This window comes from Actinoplanes sp. NPDC023936, from assembly GCF_040639325.1.
In the GTDB taxonomy this organism is placed as follows: Bacteria; Actinomycetota; Actinomycetes; order Mycobacteriales; family Micromonosporaceae; genus Actinoplanes.
Genome location: NZ_JBEZZR010000024.1, coordinates 1 through 14,330, shown reverse-complemented (window position 1 = coordinate 14,330; position 14,330 = coordinate 1). Strand labels below are relative to the sequence as shown.

The following is a 14,330-nucleotide window of genomic DNA, read 5'->3' as shown; positions in this document are numbered from 1 at the left end:
CGACCTGCAGCCGGGCGGGCGCGGGCCGGTGACAGCCGTACCCCAGATCCGTGGTTCTCTCCTCAGGCGATCGCGAGATCTCGGATGAGCTCGGTCGGGGACTGTTCCGCATAGGGGAAGACCACGTGCAGGGACGTCCCGTCGCCGGGCCGGTCGGAGAGCGCCACCGTGGCGTGGTGGGCGTCCAGGATCCGCTTCGCCACGGCCAGCCCGCGATCCGGACCGGGCACGTCGGCCGGGTTGGCGATGGCGCCGTAATACAGGTGCGGGAACAGTTCGGGTCGCAGCCCGTCGGGCAGGTCCATGTCGTCGAGCCGTACCGTCGGGCCGGATTCCATCTCCGTGCCCACCCGCACCCGGCCGCCCTCCGGCGTGTACTTGACCGCCGCGAAGAGCAGGTGCGTCAGCACCTGTTCGAGCCGGACCGGATCCGCGATGATCGGCAGCGACGGGCCGCCGGCCTGGTTGAGGATCCAGATGTGCTTGCTGGCCGCGATCGGGCGGACCGCCTCCACCGCCCGCTGGGTCACCCGGGTCAGGTCGCACTGCCGCATGTGCAGGCTGTCCCCGCCCAGACCGGCGTCGGCCATCGAGGTGAGGTGGTCGAGCAGCTCGCGGAACCCGCGCACGTGCGCGGCCGTGGCCCGGCCCACCAGGTCGGCCATCTCCGCGTCGTGGAACCCGGTGTCGCCGAGCTGATCCAGGTACGCCGCCATCAGCCGCAGCGACGACCGCAGCTCCCCGCCGACCAGGCCGGCCAGGTCGTCCTTGCGCCGCTCCAGCTCCTGCAACCGGGCTGTCGTGTTGGCGAGCGCGAACGCGTACCGGCGCAGCTCCAGCTGGGCGGTGACCTGCCGGGCCAGAGCGCGCATGGCCTGCTGCTGCTCGTTGTCCAGCCGGCGCGGCACGGTGTCCAGCACGCACAGCGTGCCGAGCGCGAACCCGTCGGTCGTCATCAGCGGCGCACCGGCGTAGAACCGCACCCCGCCCTCGGCCGTCACCGACGGGTTGTCCGCGAACCGGGCGTCCTCGCGGGCGTCCGGGACGACGAGCAGCTCCCGGCCGAGGATGGCGTGGGCGCAGAACGACAGGTCCCGCGCGGTCTGCACCAGCTCCGAGCCGGTGCTTGCCTTGGCCCACTGCCGGTCGGCGTCGACCAGGCTGACCATCGCGACCGGGACTTCACAGACACCCGCGGCCAGCGCGACGATGTCGTCGAAATCCTTCTCCGGCGGGCTGTCGAGGATGTCAAGCGAGTAGAGCGCGGCCAGCCGCTCGATCTCGTTGTCGGGCAGTGGAGCTTTCATGGCGTCACCTCCGGGACTTGCTCCAGAGATACCACCCGAAAGTAGCAATTTTCATGTTTTGCACCATCTCTGGTGTGACGTAACACCGGCCACCGCGAAGATCTATTCGGCCGGTCGTATGCTTCGGCGCTGTGAGCACCGAGCAGTTCGTCTGCGGAACGTGCGGAGCCAAGCACGACGGCCCGCCGCTCAGCTTCGCCGCGCCGGCCCCGGACGTCTGGCAGCCGGAGATGGCCGGCCAGGACGGCTGCCTGCTGGACGCCGACCTCTGCGTGATCGGCGGCGAGCAGTTCTTCGTCCGCGGCCTGATAGAGCTGCCGGTGTGGGACATCGGCGACGTGTTCACGTACAGCATGTGGGTGTCCCTGAGCCGGGCCAACTTCACCCGGGCGGTGGACATCTGGGAGCAGGAGGGCCGGGAGAGCGAACCGCCGTACTTCGGCTGGCTCTCCAACGCCATCGCCGGCTACGAGCCGTCCACGCTCAACCTGAAGACGAACGTACACACCCGCCCGGTGGGGCAGCCGCCCTACATCGAGCTGGAGCCGACCGGCAATCCTCTCTCCGTCGAGCAGCTCGCCGGCATCACGATGGCCCGGGTCCAGGAGATCGCGTCCTACCACCTGCACCGCCGGCTGGACGGGTTCTGACGCCGGACCACGCGATCGACAGGCTCGGCCCGGATCGCCGGGGTAGCCGAGGGGCGCGGCCCCGCCGGCATGGGACCAGGCCGGCGGGGCCACTCGGGGGAAGGTTGTGCTCAGTCCGGTTGCTCAGTCCGGTTGCTCAGCCCGGCTGGGAGGTGCGTCCGGCGGCGACGAAGAGGTCGTAGCCGATCACCGCGGGAAGCTTCACGTCCAGCTTGCCGGCCTCGGTCCGGAGTTCCTTCTCGTAGCCGAGCAGCTCACCGGTGCGGGGGTCGACGACCAGCGTGTAGTGGGTGGGCAGGCCGCTGAAGTCGGACACCAGCACGAACGCCTCGCCGTGACGGCCCATCCGGTCCACCACGGCGCCCTCGTGCGTCATGCCGGGGAGAGTGGCGAGGACCCGCAGGACACCGGCCCGTAGCGCCGGGTCGAGCACCCGCTCGCGGGCCAGGTCGGTGACGGCCACGATGGTCTCGGCCGGGCCGTTCTCGCGGGGGTGGGCGATCGCCAGCCAGTCCGCCAGCTTCGCCGGATCGGCCGGAGGCGCGTCCTTCCACATCGCCGGGAACTGGCCGGCGCCGAACGTCTCAGCCTGCGGCTTGTCGCCGTCACCGAAGGATCCGTCGTCCTCCCAGGCCTCGCGGTGCTCGGCCGACGGGAAGTACGGCTCGCCGGAGGCCACGACGACCTTGCCGGAACCGTCGTCGCCGCGCCAGGACTCCTGTCGCGCCGGCACGACGGCGGAGACGACCCGCTCGTCGTCGATCCGGGTCCAGAGGCTCCAGCTCTCCGTGACGAGGTGCTGGTAGGCGCCCGTCGTGGCCGGCAGTTTCTCGGCACGGCCGGCGATCTCCCGCAGCACTTCACCGGCCGGCCGCGCGTCGCTGGTCAGGGTGATCACCAGCGGGGCCGGGGTGGCCTCGTAGGCCAGGCTGGGCGAACCGCCGAGCGTCAGCGTCGCCACCACCGCGCCGGCCACTACAGCGGCGGCACCCGAACCCCAGGCCAGCCGGCGCCCGGTCGTCCGGGGCCGGGCCGCGCGAGACGCGTGGCGTTTCGGGTCGGCGTGTGCCGAGGCTGCCAGGATGCGCCGCAGGTCGTCCTGCCGGTCCTGCTCCGGCACCGCCGATCGGTGGCCGGCAGCCGGGTCGAGCGGCTTGAGCATGTCGCGCGTTTCGGTCGCCATACGGGTCAGCATGGGAACTCCTTCAGTTCAGGCCGGGTTGCGCGAGCAACGTGGTGGGCGGGACGGCCGGAGCCATCTCACGGCGCAGCCGCCGCCTGGCCCGGTGCAGCCGCATGGCGAACGTGGCGAAGGAGCATTGGGCCGCGGTGGCCGCATCCCTCGGTGACAGCTGCTCCCAGGCGATCAGCCGAAGGGTCTCGCGGTCGGTCTCCGGCAGGCGCTCGAACGCCGCCGCGAGAGCGGCGCGCGACGCCACGTCGTCGGCGTGATCGGCCAGCTCGTCATCCACGTGCGCCGCGACCTTCTGCTCGAGCTGCCGCCGCCGCTGGGCGCCGCGCAACTCGTTCGCCAGGACCCGCCGGGCGACGCCGTAGATCCACGGCAGGGCCGGCTCGGGCACCTCGCCGATGCGGCGCCAGATCACCAGGAAGACATCGGCGACGACGTCCCGGGCAACGACGTCGGCGGCGCGGCGCACCACGTAGCGCTCGACGTCGGCGTAGTGGTGCTCGTAGAGGACCGTGAAGCGTTCCTCGTCAGTCGTCATGCGAACCTCCTGCCCTACTTGTGTCCGGCGACCACCGGGACTTCACAGCCGATCCTCAAGTGACCATATTAAGAATTTAAGTCCGATTCGCGGACTTTCTCTCAAGCCGAGATCCGTACGATCCACCGCCTACCCAACGCCATTCCAGCAAGTCCGCACCACCGTGACCTCCCGTTCGAGCGCGGCCGATATCAGACGATCACCGAAAACGCCAGAGGTTGACCATGGAATACCCGGCGCATACGGTTGCTCACGTCAATCAAAAACAACGCCACGGGGGAAACGTGCGTTTACGGGGATTGCTGGCCGTTGCGGCCGGCATCGCAGCAACCATTTCTTTGGCACCGGCGGGAGCCGCTCAGGCGGCGGATTCCTACGACGGAACCGCCAAATTCAAGAACGGCACGATCAACCTCCAGGAAGACGGCTGGGGAGCTGCGCAGACGTGCGCCGTCCACTCGGCGACAGTGGTGCAGTGCTACGCCACCGCAGCCGAGGCGGACGCCGCCCTCGGCTATAACCGCGAGACGGATCCGCTGGTCAAAAAGGCACGGTCGGCAGGCCTGTCGGCCACCGCGGCGGCCGCGGCCACGCCGGCCTGCGCGACCGGCTGGCTCTGTCTCTACGAGCACGAAAACGGCGGCGGGCGCCGGCTCATCTTCCAGGACGAGTATTGGCAGCAACTCCGCGAATACGCGTTCGACAATCAGATGACGTCGTGGCGGAACAACCAGGGAAGCGGTGACACCGGCGCCATCTTCGACGAGAAGGCCGGTGGATTCGGCCAGCGCACCCTGTCCTCCAGCACCTACAACTCGAATGTTGGCTCGACGCTGAACGACAAAGCTGACCAGATTCACGGCTGACCGTTCACAGCGCCATAAAATCGAGGGGTAGAAAAATGAACAAGAACCGTTTCAACTTCGTCCTGGCCACCGCCGCCGCCGGAATCCTGATGATGCCCGCCGGTGCGGCGCTCGCCTCCCCGTCGGCGCCGCCCGCGCCGGCCGCCGGCGCCGGCACGGCCCTGGCCGAGTTCCAGGGGCGCACCATCGACCTGGCGAAGGGCTGGGAAGGCGCCAAGTCCTGCACGGTGAACGGCCCGGCCGACATCGAGTGCTTCGCGACGACAGCGGAGGCCGACAAGAAGGCCGGCTACAACCGCAAGACCGACACCCTGGCCGTCCAGGCCGAGGCGAAGGGCCTCGCGGCGGCTGCGGACCTCCCGTCCTGCGCCGAGCGTTACCTGTGCCTCTACGAGCACGACAAAGGCGGCGGCCGCCGTCTCCAGTTCGCCAACGAGTACTGGCAGAACCTGGACGACTACGGCTTCGCCAACACCATGTCGTCCTGGCGCAACAACTCGTCCAACGACCAGGGCAGCGTCTTCGACAACGGCGGCAAGGGTCAGCTGAACATCTCCGGCAAGACCTACTCGTCGAACATCGGCACGTTCTGGAACGACACCGCGGACCAGGTCTACGGCTGATCCCGGCATAGCAGCACCCGAGGGCCGTCCGGCATGACCGGGCGGCCCTCGCTCGTGCGCCACGCTCGTGCGCCATCGCCCGTGCGCCACGCCGGTGCTCCACGCCCGCGCTCGGCGCCCAGGAAAGCGAAAAAGGCTGCTCCGGATCCCCGGAACAGCCTTGATCATTTGGTGGAGCTGAGGGGATTTGAACCCCTGACCCCCTCGATGCGAACGAGGTGCGCTACCAGTCTGCGCCACAGCCCCTTGGCTTCGCGGTGATGCCTCACCGTGGAACCGCAGAAAGACTAACAGGATGTCGGCCGTCCCCGCGAACCGCCCCTCCCTTCACCGCTGAGCAGGGGAGACGCCGAGCCGCCTCGGGGTGTCACGATGCGTCACCGGCATCAGTGGAGCGCTGCTGCTTTGCGGCATTCTGCGGGGCTGGGGGCGTCCGCAGAATGCCGCGAAGCGCGAGCTTCACCGTGGTTGCCGGCACTCCGAGTGAGGAGCACGGGCGGGTGGGGCGTGCGTGGACGTGGGCGGGCGTGCGTGGACGCGAGCGGGCGGGCGTAGACACGACGGGCGGACGTGAACGCGGGCGGGCCTGGACGCGGGCGGCGGGCGTGAACGCGGGCGGCGGGCCTGGACGCGGGCGGCAGACGGGACTTCGCGAACCGCGGGACGGGGCGCGGCTTGACCCGGCACCTGTCGCCGTAGCGGGCGCAACGGCCTTGACCACCGACCAGGTCGCCGGGGAAGAGCCGGGGACTGCCATCGGCCGCCGGAGGGCGGCCGAACGCCCGTACCTATGAAATGTGCCTTCCGCCGGCCTCGTAGGCGCGCCCACGCAGGCCCCCTCGCCGGCGGTAGGAGACCGAGCCTCCGTTGGCCGCCACCGGGAGGTCGGAGGGTTCCCGGTCGAGGCCCATCGCGGCGCGGCGGACGGCTTCGCGCTGGGCGGCCAGGCGGCGCTGGGCCTCGCGTCGTGCCGCGGCCCGGCGTGCCTGTTCGCGGCGGACCTCGGCCTGGCGTGCGGCCAGCCAGGCCGCCTCGCGGGCCTGGACGCGGCGTCGGCGGCGGTCGGCGATGGCGCGGTTGCGCAGGTGGACCAGGTAGAGGCCGAGGAGGCTGCCGGTGACCGCGAAGCTGATCCAGAAGCCGGGGCCGACGGCGAGCACGCCGACCAGCTCTATCGCGTTGAGCAGCACCAGGGCGGCGAAGACCCGGCGGCGGCGGACGACGGCCGGGGTGCCGCGGCGCTGGGGTGCGCGGCGCGGGGAGCGCTTGCCGGTGACGAGGCGCAGGCGGCGTTCCGGAGCGGCGGCGGAATCACCCGAAGGGGCGGGTACCGTAACCGTGACCTGGCGCGCCGGGTTGATCGGTCGGCGTCCGGGCACGCTGCGGCGACGGCGGTGGCGTTGCAGCACCCGCGCCGTCGACGACGCCCGCTCCGCGGCGAGTCGCTCGGTGGCGTCGTACCGGCGTACCAGCGCCGGAGCGAGGGCGAGCAAACCGGCCGCGGCGAGGACGGCGAGGAGCACCGACGTCGGCACCCTCACTCCCCCATCCCAGCGACACCAGAAGGACGCGCCGAAAGTGACGCGCCGTTTGCGAGGTTACGGGCGGTAGCCGTGATATTTCGCGCGCCGCGCCGACAGCAGTGATGGCGCCAAGATCATTTACTGGCGCGGACGCGCTTCCAGCGGGACAGCAGACCGCCCTCGGCAGCCACTTCTTCGCTGGTCATGGCATATCCGAGGTGGTCGCGCCAGCCACCGTCGATGTGCATGTAGCGCTGGTGGTACGCCTCCTCGCGGAAACCCAGCTTCTCCACGACACGACGACTCGGCCCGTTCTCCGGCCGGATGTTGACCTCGATGCGGTGCAGAGCCCCGGGCCCGAACGCGTGGTCCACGGCGAGCGCCAGCGCTGTCGGTATCACGCCCCGGCCGGCCACCCGGTAGTCCACCCAGTAGCCCGCGTACGCGGACGCGAACGCCCGCCGGACGATGTTGCCCAGGTTCACGTGGCCGACCAGCCGCTCCCTGCCGTCGTCGACCAGGCAGACCGCGAACGGCATGCTGTCGCCGCGCCGGGCGGCCCGTTTCATGTCGCGGTAGACGTAACCGAAGGCGCGGGGCGAGTTCATCTCGGACCACGGGCCGGGCGGCGCCGATTCCCAGGGCGCGAGCCACGCCTGGTTGGCGATCCGCACCTCGGACCAGGCCCGGGCGTCACCACGCTTGTACGGCCGCAGCAGCACCGGGCCATCCGCCAGGACGGCTGGCCATCCGGGGGTGGCCCCGAGCATTCATCGCCTCCGGTCGAGCAGCAGCACGTCCACGGTCGAACCCGCCGCCGCCGTGGTGACCCTTTCCCCGAGGACGAGCAGACCGTTCGCCTCGGACAAACCGGAGAGAGTGTACGGCCCACCGGCGAGTGGCTGCACCGTGTAACCGCCGCCGCGTCGTTCCGCGACGTGTGCCGGCCGGAACTCGCGCAGTCCGCCGGGCGAGGAGACGGTCTCCAGCAGGTGCGCCTTGACGCTGGTCCGGAACACCGGCTCGGCCCCGGCCAGCAGCTGGATCACCGGCCAGGCCAGCACTTCGAAGCCGATCAGTGCGGCGCCCGGCTCACCGGGCAGGCACACCACCGGGACCTCCTCGCCGCCGACCGTGCCGAACCCGAGCGCGGTGCCCGGGCAGAGCGCCACGTCGGTGAACTCGACCGAGCCGCGGCCGGTGCCGGGCCGGGACAGCACCCGGCGCAGCATGTCGCCGGGGCCGGTGCCGGTGCCGCCGGTCGTGATGATCAGGTCGGCCCGCAGCGTCTGGTCCTCCAGCAGGCCACGCAGCCCTTCCGGGTCGTCGTCACAGATGCCGATCCGGTACGCGAGAGCGCCCGCCTCCACCGCGGCGGCGGTGAGCGCGTGCGAGTTCGCGTCCACCACCTGACCGGGCTGACTGGGCCGGCCCACGTCGACCAGTTCGTCGCCGGTCGCCACCACGACGACCCGCGGGCTGGGCCGCACCAGGACGTGGCCGATGCCGGAGGCGGCGAACGTGGCCACCATCGGCGGGGAGACGTAGGTCCCGGCGCGGGCGAGCACCTGGCCGACAGCGATCTCCTCGCCGGCCCGCCGGACGCCGGAGCCCCGTTTCGGCGCGTGCAGGATCTCCACGGCCGCCATGCCCTGGTCGGTCCAGTGCACCGGCACGACCACGTCGGCGCCGATCGGCAGCGGCGCGCCGGCCGCCACCGAGAAGCAGGTGCCGGGGGTGAGCCGGACCGGGCGCCAGCTGGCCGCGCCCAGGTCGCCGACGACGTTGAGCCGTACCGTGCGGGCGTTGTTGTCGAACTTCGGCAGCGAGGACGGGTGCGACCCGATGCGCCCGGCGCCGGCCAGGTCTTCCCATCGGGCCGCGTACCCGTCGATCGCGGCCTGGTCGAACGCCGGGAACGGGTGCGGCGCGATCACGTCGGCCGCCAGCACGTTCCCGTGCGCCTGGGTGAGGTCGAGGTCGAGCGGAGGCAGCACCCGCAACCTGCGCAGCACGCTGCCCAGGTATTCGGCGAGAGGCATCAGCTCGTTGGCGGCCGCCTCGGCATCGGCCGTGGCGGTCATCCCTTCTGACCACCGACGAAGTCGGTCAGCCAGGCCCGGAACTCTTCACCGAGGTCGGGACGCTGGACGGCCAGCTGCACGACCGCCTGCAGGTATCCGAGCGGCATGCCGGTGTCGTACCGGTGCCCGCGGTAGATGATGCCGTGCACCGGGGTGCCCTCGGCGAGCAGCGTCGCCATCGCGTCGGTCAGCTGGATCTCGCCGCCGGCACCCGGCTTGGTGTCCGCGATCGTCTCGAAGATCTTGCCGGGCAGGACGTAGCGGCCCAGGACCGCGAGGTTGCTCGGCGCCTCCTCGGGCTTCGGCTTCTCGACGAGTCCGGTCACCTCGACGACGTCCTCGCCGAGATCGCTCTCGCGAACCGAGGCGATGCCGTACCGGGAGGTCTCCGAGGGCGGCACCTCCATGAACGCCAGCACGATGCCACCGGTCTGCGCCTGCAGGTCCAGCATCGCGGGCAGCAGCGGCTTGGACTCCTCCACGAACTCGTCGCCGAGCAGCACCGCGAACGCGTTCTCCGGGCCCACGTGCGACGCCGCGGTGCCGACCGCGTGACCGAGGCCGAGCGGCTCGCCCTGCCGGACGGTGTAGATGTCGGCCAGCTCGCTGGTCCGGCGCACCGCTTCGAGCCGGGCGGTGTCGCCCTTCTCCGCGAGCCGCTGCTCCACGTCGGGGCGGCGGTCGAAGTGGTCGACCATCGAGGTCTTGCCCCGGCCGGTGACGAGCAGGACGTCGGTGATGCCGGCTGCGGCCGCCTCTTCGACGATGTACTGCAGAACGGGACGGTCCACCACCGGTAGCAGTTCCTTCGGCACGGCCTTGGTGGCCGGTAGGAACCGGGTGGCGAGACCTGCCGCCGGGATCACTGCCTTAACCGCGCGCCGGTTCGTTCCCTGCGCGTTCGTCGTCATTGCGTCACCGCACCTTCGCTGGATCGTGCCCGGATATGCCGCGAAGACTATCGGCCACGGACTTGCCGCGGCGGTTGTGGCCCTCCGGTCGTGGCCGCTGCGGGATCGAACGATCCCCGTTCGGCCAGTCGGTACGTATCTCTACCCGAGTTCTTCGCCGCGTAAAGCGCTTCGTCCGCGGCGTCGAGAACCTCCTGAGCGGTGTTCCCGTGTTCCGGGAAGACCGCGATGCCGATCGAGACACTGATCGAGATGCGGTCGTCGAGATCGGGACGGCGTGGATCGATCGGCACGGGACAGTCGCGAACGGCCGCGCCGAGCCGCTCGGCCACGATCACACCACCGTACGCGTCGGTTTCCGGCAGCAGCACCACGAACTCCTCACCACCCTGGCGGAACGCCACGTCGACCTCGCGCAGCCCGAGCCGGATGCGCCGGGCGAACTCGCCGAGCACCAGGTCACCGGCGGTGTGCCCGTACGTGTCGTTCACGTCCTTGAAGTGATCGAGGTCGAGCACCAGCACGGTCAGCATCCGGCCGAACCGGCTCGCCCGCTCCACTTCGCGCCGCAGGACCTCGCGCAGATAACGGTAGTTCCACAAACCGGTGAGCGGGTCGGTCAGCGACAGCCGCTGCGCCTCCTCGTGCACGCGCACGTTGTTCACGGCGACCCCGGCCTGCCCGGCGAAGGTGCGCAGGGTCCGCAGATCGGTGTCCTCGAAGGCCGGGCTGCCGAGCCGGTCGTAGAGCGCCAGCACCCCGAGCGTGCCGGGTTCCGGCTCACCGTCGGCGTCCGGGTTCGGCGGCGCGCAGATCGGCACGGCGAGATACGACTCACATGCCGGCTCGTCGCCGCTCGTTCCGCTCGTTCCCTGCAGCGGCGCGCCGGTCGCCGCGACCGTGCCCAGCACGCCACGGCCGGAGACCAGCCGGCGCTGCGCCAGCTCGGCGGCGGGCAGGTCCCACTCCCCGGTCAGCCCGGCCCCGCAGCGCACGGCCAGCCGTCCGTCCGTCTCGGCGAGCAGGATCAACCCGGCCCGGGCGCCGGTCGCGGTCATCGCGGTCCGCAGGATCACCGGGAGGATCCGGTCCAGGTCGTGAGTGCTGGACAGGGTGTCGCCGAGGATCGCCAGATGCCGCCTGAGCTGGTCGCGGCTCGCGGTCAGCGCCTGCACATAGGACTGCAGCTCACGGGTCATCCGGTTGAACGTGCCGGCCAGCCGGCCCAGCTCGTCCGGTCGCGGGATCGGCACCCGGGTGTCCAGGTCGCCGTTGGCCACCCGGTCCGCGGCCCAGGCCAGGTCGCCGAGCGGCCGGGTGGTGGACCGGGCCAGCCAGCGGGCGGCCAGTATCGCCGCCAGGGCGGTCACCAGCACGATGAGGAACAGGATCGTGTACCGCACGGTCGGGTCGGCGGCCGGCACGCTCAGGGTGAGCGGCAGCGGCTGTCCCGGCTCGGCGGTCAGGCCGCGGATCGCGGCGCCGGCGCCGGGTGCGGGCGCGCCGAGGGTCACCGCCACGCCGCCGGCCGCGCCGATGCGGGCCAGCAGGTCACCGTCCACGCGCTGGGCGGCCATCACCGTCACCTCCGGCGCGGTGCCGGTCTGCGGCGTCGTGGCGAGCGCGGCGAGCGCGGTGACGGCGCCGGTGGTCGGCTCGGCGCAGTTCTGCCAGCCGATCGGGCGCCCGCCCTTCTCGAGGACCTCCTCGCGGCTGGCCCCGCGCGGTCGAGGGGGTTGCGATTGCTGATCAGGACCGGTCATGCGGATCGCCGTCGCCAGGCCTCGGGCGATCAGCTGATCGGCCACGGCGGAACGCTCGGTAGCCGGAACCACCGCGACCGCGTCCGCCGCCGCCTGAAGTTGACGACAGACAGCACCCACAGCGGTACCGACGGTGATGGCGGCGTGGTCGAGGCGCTCGGTCGTCCGTTCGCGGCTCACGGCACCGACGGTGAGGGCGACGAAGATGGACCCGAGCAGGACCGGACCGAGCACGACCACCAGGAACGCGCTGGTTAGCCGGCCACGAAGTGTCACACTTCCTCCCGGGAGTGGCCCTCTTTTCCAGCGATGCTGACATAGTGTGCACCGTTTGCCGGTTTTCAAAAGGGGGTGTTGCATGTCGGATTTAGCCAGTGACGCGGAAAAATCACCACAAAACAAGATCGCGCTGCGCGCACGCCTGCTCACCGCCCGTCGATCACTTTCGGACGCGGAGCTCGCCGAGTCAGCCGCCAAGATCCAAGCCGAGACCCTTTCCCTGGTACGGGGTCTCGCCCCGTCCACCATCGCCGCCTACGTCCCGGTCGGCACCGAACCCGGTGGCCCCGGCCTGCCCGGACTGCTGGCTGCGGCCCTCCCCCCCGGCGGACGGCTCCTGCTACCGGCGCTGCTGCCCGACAACGATCTCGACTGGGCAGTGTTCGAGGGCTCACTCGACCGGGGCCCGCGCGGTCTCCGGGAGCCGGGCGGCCCGCGGCTCGGCGCCGACGCGATCCGGGAGGCGGATCTGGTCCTGGTGCCGGCGCTCGCGGTCGGCCCGGGTGGGGTGCGGATGGGCCGCGGGGGCGGGTCCTACGACCGCGTCCTGGCACGGCTCGACGATCCCGGCCCACCGCCGGGCGGCGCCGCGGCCACACGGCCGGCGCCGCTCACCGTGGCTCTCCTGCACGACGGCGAGTTCGTCGACGAGGTGCCCGCCGAGCCGCACGATCGGGCGGTCCGGGGTGTGATCACGCCCACTGGCGGGCTTGTGACGTTCTCCTGAGTCCCCTCAGGCAGGGGTCGGAGTGGACGAATTGACCTCCGATGCCGCAACATTGGCACTCGGAGTTGGCGAGTGCCAACAGCCGAAGGATCCGGAGGAGCCGTGCCTACCTACCAGTACGCCTGCACCGAGTGCGGTGAGCAGCTCGAAGCCGTGCAGTCCTTCTCAGACCCGGCGCTGACCGAGTGCCCGAACTGCCAGGGCAAGCTGCGCAAGGTGTTCAACTCCGTCGGCGTCGTCTTCAAGGGCTCCGGGTTCTACCGCACCGACTCCCGCGCCGGAAACGTGAGCGCGGAGAAGTCCGGCACGCCTGCGTCCTCGTCGTCGTCCAGCGACTCGTCGTCGAGCTCGTCCACCACGAGCGGCAGCACCCCGGCCGCGGCGTCGTCGAAGCCCGCTGCGACCCCCGCCGCCAGCACCGCTTCCTGAGCAGGCGCGGCGCCGTCCGCATCACCGAAACGCCGGGCCGTCCCACGGCCCGGCGTTCTCGTGTTCCGGCGTTCTCGTGTCCCGGCGTTCTCTGTCCGGGCCGCCTAGCACGATCAGCCGGATTTCCGCCGCGCGTCCACATCCCCAGGTTGTCCACAGGCCTCTGCCGCCACCGCGGCCCAGCCGCCTAGCGTGCCTCCCGATCGGCTGCCCACCGGCGAGCCGGACGAGTCACGGCAAGTCAGGCGAGTTCAGGGAGGCCCGGATGACGGCCCGCAAAGCCTCGGCCCGCCACGACCGCGCCGTGCGTCGCGGAGAACGCCTGGACCCGGTCCGCTGGCGCCGCCCGCACCGCGGCTCCCTGGCCCGGCTCGTCCTCGCGGCGGTGTTGTTGATCACGTCGGCGGCGGTGCTCTGGTACCAGCCGGTGGCCCGCTCGCCGGACGCCACCGCTCCGCCCGCACCTGCGCCGTCAGCGCAGGAGGGCACGGCGGGCACCGGCCGGCCCGGCATCCCGGCCGGCAAGGTCGGCGTTCCGGTACGCCTGGCCGACCCCACCGCCCTCACCCTGGTCGAGCCCGGGCAGCGGGTCGATCTGCTGCGCACCGGTGACCGCAGCACGCTCGTGGCGAGCGCCGCTCTGGTCCTGGAGGTGACCGGCGCGGACGATCCGGGGACCGGCGGCCTGCTGCTGGCGCTCGATCCCGGCGAGGCCGACCGGGCGCTGGCCGGCGCGGGCGACGGTTTCGCCATTGTGATCCGCCCGGGCTAGGGGCCTAGCCCCAGTGCGGCGGCCGGTCCTCGTAGAGCCGGTCGTCGTTGGAGTAGCTGCGCTCGCCCCAGCCCCGTTCCGTGTCGTCACGGGTCTGATCGGGAAGCACGGCGGCCTCCTCGGACTCGAAGTCCACCTCACGCTCGGCGTCGCTGTCCCGCTCGGGGCCATCCAGGATGTCCACGTCTAAGAGGGTAAGCCGACGGTGGCGAGGCCGTCTTCCCCCTCCGGCTGTACCGTCGATGAACGTGACATCCCCCACCAGTGACCCGGACGACGCGTACTGGCAACGTCCCGATCCGGCCGCCGATTCGCTCGGTCGCCCGGAGCGGGACGGGCCGCCCGCCACGCCCGGTCCCGTCTATCCCGGGCCGCCGCGCACCGACCCGCCCGCACCGGACTGGCGGCCGCCGACGATCGCGCACCCGCCGCCGCCGCGCGCCATGCCCGGCCAGGACATCGACGCGCTCGACGAGGCGGAGGGCTCCGCGCGCACGGTGACCTACGGGGTCGGCCTGGTCGCCGGCGCGATCGCGATCATCGTGACCTGCCTGCTCTGCGCCCGCGTGTTCTTCTAGCCCCGTACTTCGCACATGCTTTGGAGTGAACGGCCGTCACTCTGATCAAGATCGATGTGTTGGTCGGGTATGGGTGTAGCAGGTGCTC

Annotated in this window: 16 protein-coding genes and 1 tRNA gene; 7 read left to right on the top strand and 10 right to left on the bottom strand. The window is 71.3% G+C overall.

The features are described 5' to 3' along the window. Positions 1–62: 62 nt before the first annotated feature. Positions 63–1,307 (bottom strand): GAF domain-containing protein, encoded by a 1,245-nt coding sequence (locus tag AB0F72_RS26895; RefSeq protein ID WP_360436346.1) that lies wholly within the window; start codon positions 1,305–1,307, stop codon positions 63–65. Positions 1,308–1,438: 131 nt separating this feature from the next. On the opposite strand from AB0F72_RS26895, the gene AB0F72_RS26890 reads away from it, so the two are divergent. Beyond that, entirely contained in the window at positions 1,439–1,957 is a 519-nt protein-coding gene (locus tag AB0F72_RS26890) for a DUF2199 domain-containing protein (RefSeq protein WP_360436344.1), read from the top strand. Between the two features lie 136 nt (positions 1,958–2,093). On the opposite strand, the gene AB0F72_RS26885 is transcribed toward AB0F72_RS26890, so the two are convergent. Further along, positions 2,094–3,152 carry a CU044_5270 family protein gene (locus AB0F72_RS26885; protein WP_360436342.1) on the bottom strand — a complete coding sequence of 353 codons (1,059 nt, stop codon included), beginning with the start codon at positions 3,150–3,152 and terminating at the stop codon, positions 2,094–2,096. A 10-nt stretch (positions 3,153–3,162) separates the two neighbouring features. Continuing rightward, entirely contained in the window at positions 3,163–3,687 is a 525-nt protein-coding gene (locus AB0F72_RS26880; protein ID WP_360436341.1) for a sigma-70 family RNA polymerase sigma factor, read from the bottom strand. Positions 3,688–3,911: 224 nt separating this feature from the next. Here AB0F72_RS26880 and AB0F72_RS26875 point away from each other — a divergent pair, with 224 nt between their 5' ends. Then, complete coding sequence (locus AB0F72_RS26875; RefSeq protein ID WP_360436339.1) at positions 3,912–4,553, top strand: peptidase inhibitor family I36 protein; 642 nt, start codon at positions 3,912–3,914, stop codon at positions 4,551–4,553. A 35-nt stretch (positions 4,554–4,588) separates the two neighbouring features. Beyond that, positions 4,589–5,176 carry a peptidase inhibitor family I36 protein gene (locus AB0F72_RS26870; RefSeq protein WP_360436337.1) on the top strand — a complete coding sequence of 196 codons (588 nt, stop codon included), beginning with the start codon at positions 4,589–4,591 and terminating at the stop codon, positions 5,174–5,176. Positions 5,177–5,345: 169 nt separating this feature from the next. Here AB0F72_RS26870 and AB0F72_RS26865 read toward each other — a convergent pair. The 6 genes from AB0F72_RS26865 to AB0F72_RS26840 form a co-directional block, all read right to left on the bottom strand. Continuing rightward, positions 5,346–5,422: transfer RNA gene (locus tag AB0F72_RS26865), tRNA-Ala, on the bottom strand. 542 nt (positions 5,423–5,964) lie between these two features. Continuing rightward, the gene (locus AB0F72_RS26860) at positions 5,965–6,717 is read right to left on the bottom strand and encodes a hypothetical protein (RefSeq protein ID WP_360436335.1); all 753 of its coding nucleotides are present in this window, start codon (positions 6,715–6,717) and stop codon (positions 5,965–5,967) included. A 116-nt stretch (positions 6,718–6,833) separates the two neighbouring features. After that, complete coding sequence (locus tag AB0F72_RS26855) at positions 6,834–7,469, bottom strand: GNAT family protein (RefSeq protein ID WP_360436333.1); 636 nt, start codon at positions 7,467–7,469, stop codon at positions 6,834–6,836. Then, positions 7,470–8,783, bottom strand: coding sequence for a gephyrin-like molybdotransferase Glp (gene glp / locus AB0F72_RS26850; RefSeq protein WP_360436331.1), 1,314 nt, complete (start codon positions 8,781–8,783; stop codon positions 7,470–7,472). Beyond that, the gene (locus tag AB0F72_RS26845; protein WP_360436329.1) at positions 8,780–9,694 is read right to left on the bottom strand and encodes a UTP--glucose-1-phosphate uridylyltransferase; all 915 of its coding nucleotides are present in this window, start codon (positions 9,692–9,694) and stop codon (positions 8,780–8,782) included. The genes glp and AB0F72_RS26845 overlap by 4 nt, the downstream gene beginning before the upstream one ends. Before the next feature lie 47 nt (positions 9,695–9,741). After that, complete coding sequence (locus tag AB0F72_RS26840) at positions 9,742–11,733, bottom strand: diguanylate cyclase (protein WP_360436327.1); 1,992 nt, start codon at positions 11,731–11,733, stop codon at positions 9,742–9,744. Between the two features lie 82 nt (positions 11,734–11,815). Between AB0F72_RS26840 and AB0F72_RS26835 the strand changes: the two genes are divergently transcribed. From AB0F72_RS26835 to AB0F72_RS26825, 3 genes are all read left to right on the top strand, one after another. After that, entirely contained in the window at positions 11,816–12,463 is a 648-nt protein-coding gene (locus AB0F72_RS26835; RefSeq protein ID WP_360436325.1) for a 5-formyltetrahydrofolate cyclo-ligase, read from the top strand. Positions 12,464–12,565: 102 nt separating this feature from the next. Next, positions 12,566–12,892, top strand: coding sequence for an FmdB family zinc ribbon protein (locus AB0F72_RS26830; RefSeq protein ID WP_360436323.1), 327 nt, complete (start codon positions 12,566–12,568; stop codon positions 12,890–12,892). Between the two features lie 265 nt (positions 12,893–13,157). After that, positions 13,158–13,664 (top strand): hypothetical protein, encoded by a 507-nt coding sequence (locus AB0F72_RS26825; RefSeq protein WP_360436321.1) that lies wholly within the window; start codon positions 13,158–13,160, stop codon positions 13,662–13,664. Between the two features lie 4 nt (positions 13,665–13,668). Here AB0F72_RS26825 and AB0F72_RS26820 read toward each other — a convergent pair whose 3' ends face one another. Continuing rightward, positions 13,669–13,848 (bottom strand): hypothetical protein, encoded by a 180-nt coding sequence (locus tag AB0F72_RS26820; protein ID WP_014447640.1) that lies wholly within the window; start codon positions 13,846–13,848, stop codon positions 13,669–13,671. Positions 13,849–13,906: 58 nt separating this feature from the next. Between AB0F72_RS26820 and AB0F72_RS26815 the strand changes: the two genes are divergently transcribed. Then, complete coding sequence (locus AB0F72_RS26815) at positions 13,907–14,242, top strand: translation initiation factor 2 (protein ID WP_360436318.1); 336 nt, start codon at positions 13,907–13,909, stop codon at positions 14,240–14,242. Positions 14,243–14,330 lie beyond the last annotated feature (88 nt).

What these genes read in the sequence shown, in the direction of transcription:
- AB0F72_RS26895 (WP_360436346.1), bottom strand. Translation starts at nt 1,307, where the DNA reads ATGAAAGCTCCACTGCCCGACAACGAGATCGAGCGGCTGGCCGCGCTC.
- AB0F72_RS26885 (WP_360436342.1), bottom strand. Translation starts at nt 3,152, where the DNA reads ATGCTGACCCGTATGGCGACCGAAACGCGCGACATGCTCAAGCCGCTC.
- AB0F72_RS26880 (WP_360436341.1), bottom strand. Translation starts at nt 3,687, where the DNA reads ATGACGACTGACGAGGAACGCTTCACGGTCCTCTACGAGCACCACTAC.
- AB0F72_RS26875 (WP_360436339.1), top strand. Translation starts at nt 3,912, where the DNA reads ATGGAATACCCGGCGCATACGGTTGCTCACGTCAATCAAAAACAACGC.
- AB0F72_RS26870 (WP_360436337.1), top strand. Translation starts at nt 4,589, where the DNA reads ATGAACAAGAACCGTTTCAACTTCGTCCTGGCCACCGCCGCCGCCGGA.
- AB0F72_RS26855 (WP_360436333.1), bottom strand. Translation starts at nt 7,469, where the DNA reads ATGCTCGGGGCCACCCCCGGATGGCCAGCCGTCCTGGCGGATGGCCCG.
- glp (WP_360436331.1), bottom strand. Translation starts at nt 8,783, where the DNA reads ATGACCGCCACGGCCGATGCCGAGGCGGCCGCCAACGAGCTGATGCCT.
- AB0F72_RS26845 (WP_360436329.1), bottom strand. Translation starts at nt 9,694, where the DNA reads ATGACGACGAACGCGCAGGGAACGAACCGGCGCGCGGTTAAGGCAGTG.
- AB0F72_RS26835 (WP_360436325.1), top strand. Translation starts at nt 11,816, where the DNA reads ATGTCGGATTTAGCCAGTGACGCGGAAAAATCACCACAAAACAAGATC.
- AB0F72_RS26825 (WP_360436321.1), top strand. Translation starts at nt 13,158, where the DNA reads ATGACGGCCCGCAAAGCCTCGGCCCGCCACGACCGCGCCGTGCGTCGC.
- AB0F72_RS26815 (WP_360436318.1), top strand. Translation starts at nt 13,907, where the DNA reads ATGAACGTGACATCCCCCACCAGTGACCCGGACGACGCGTACTGGCAA.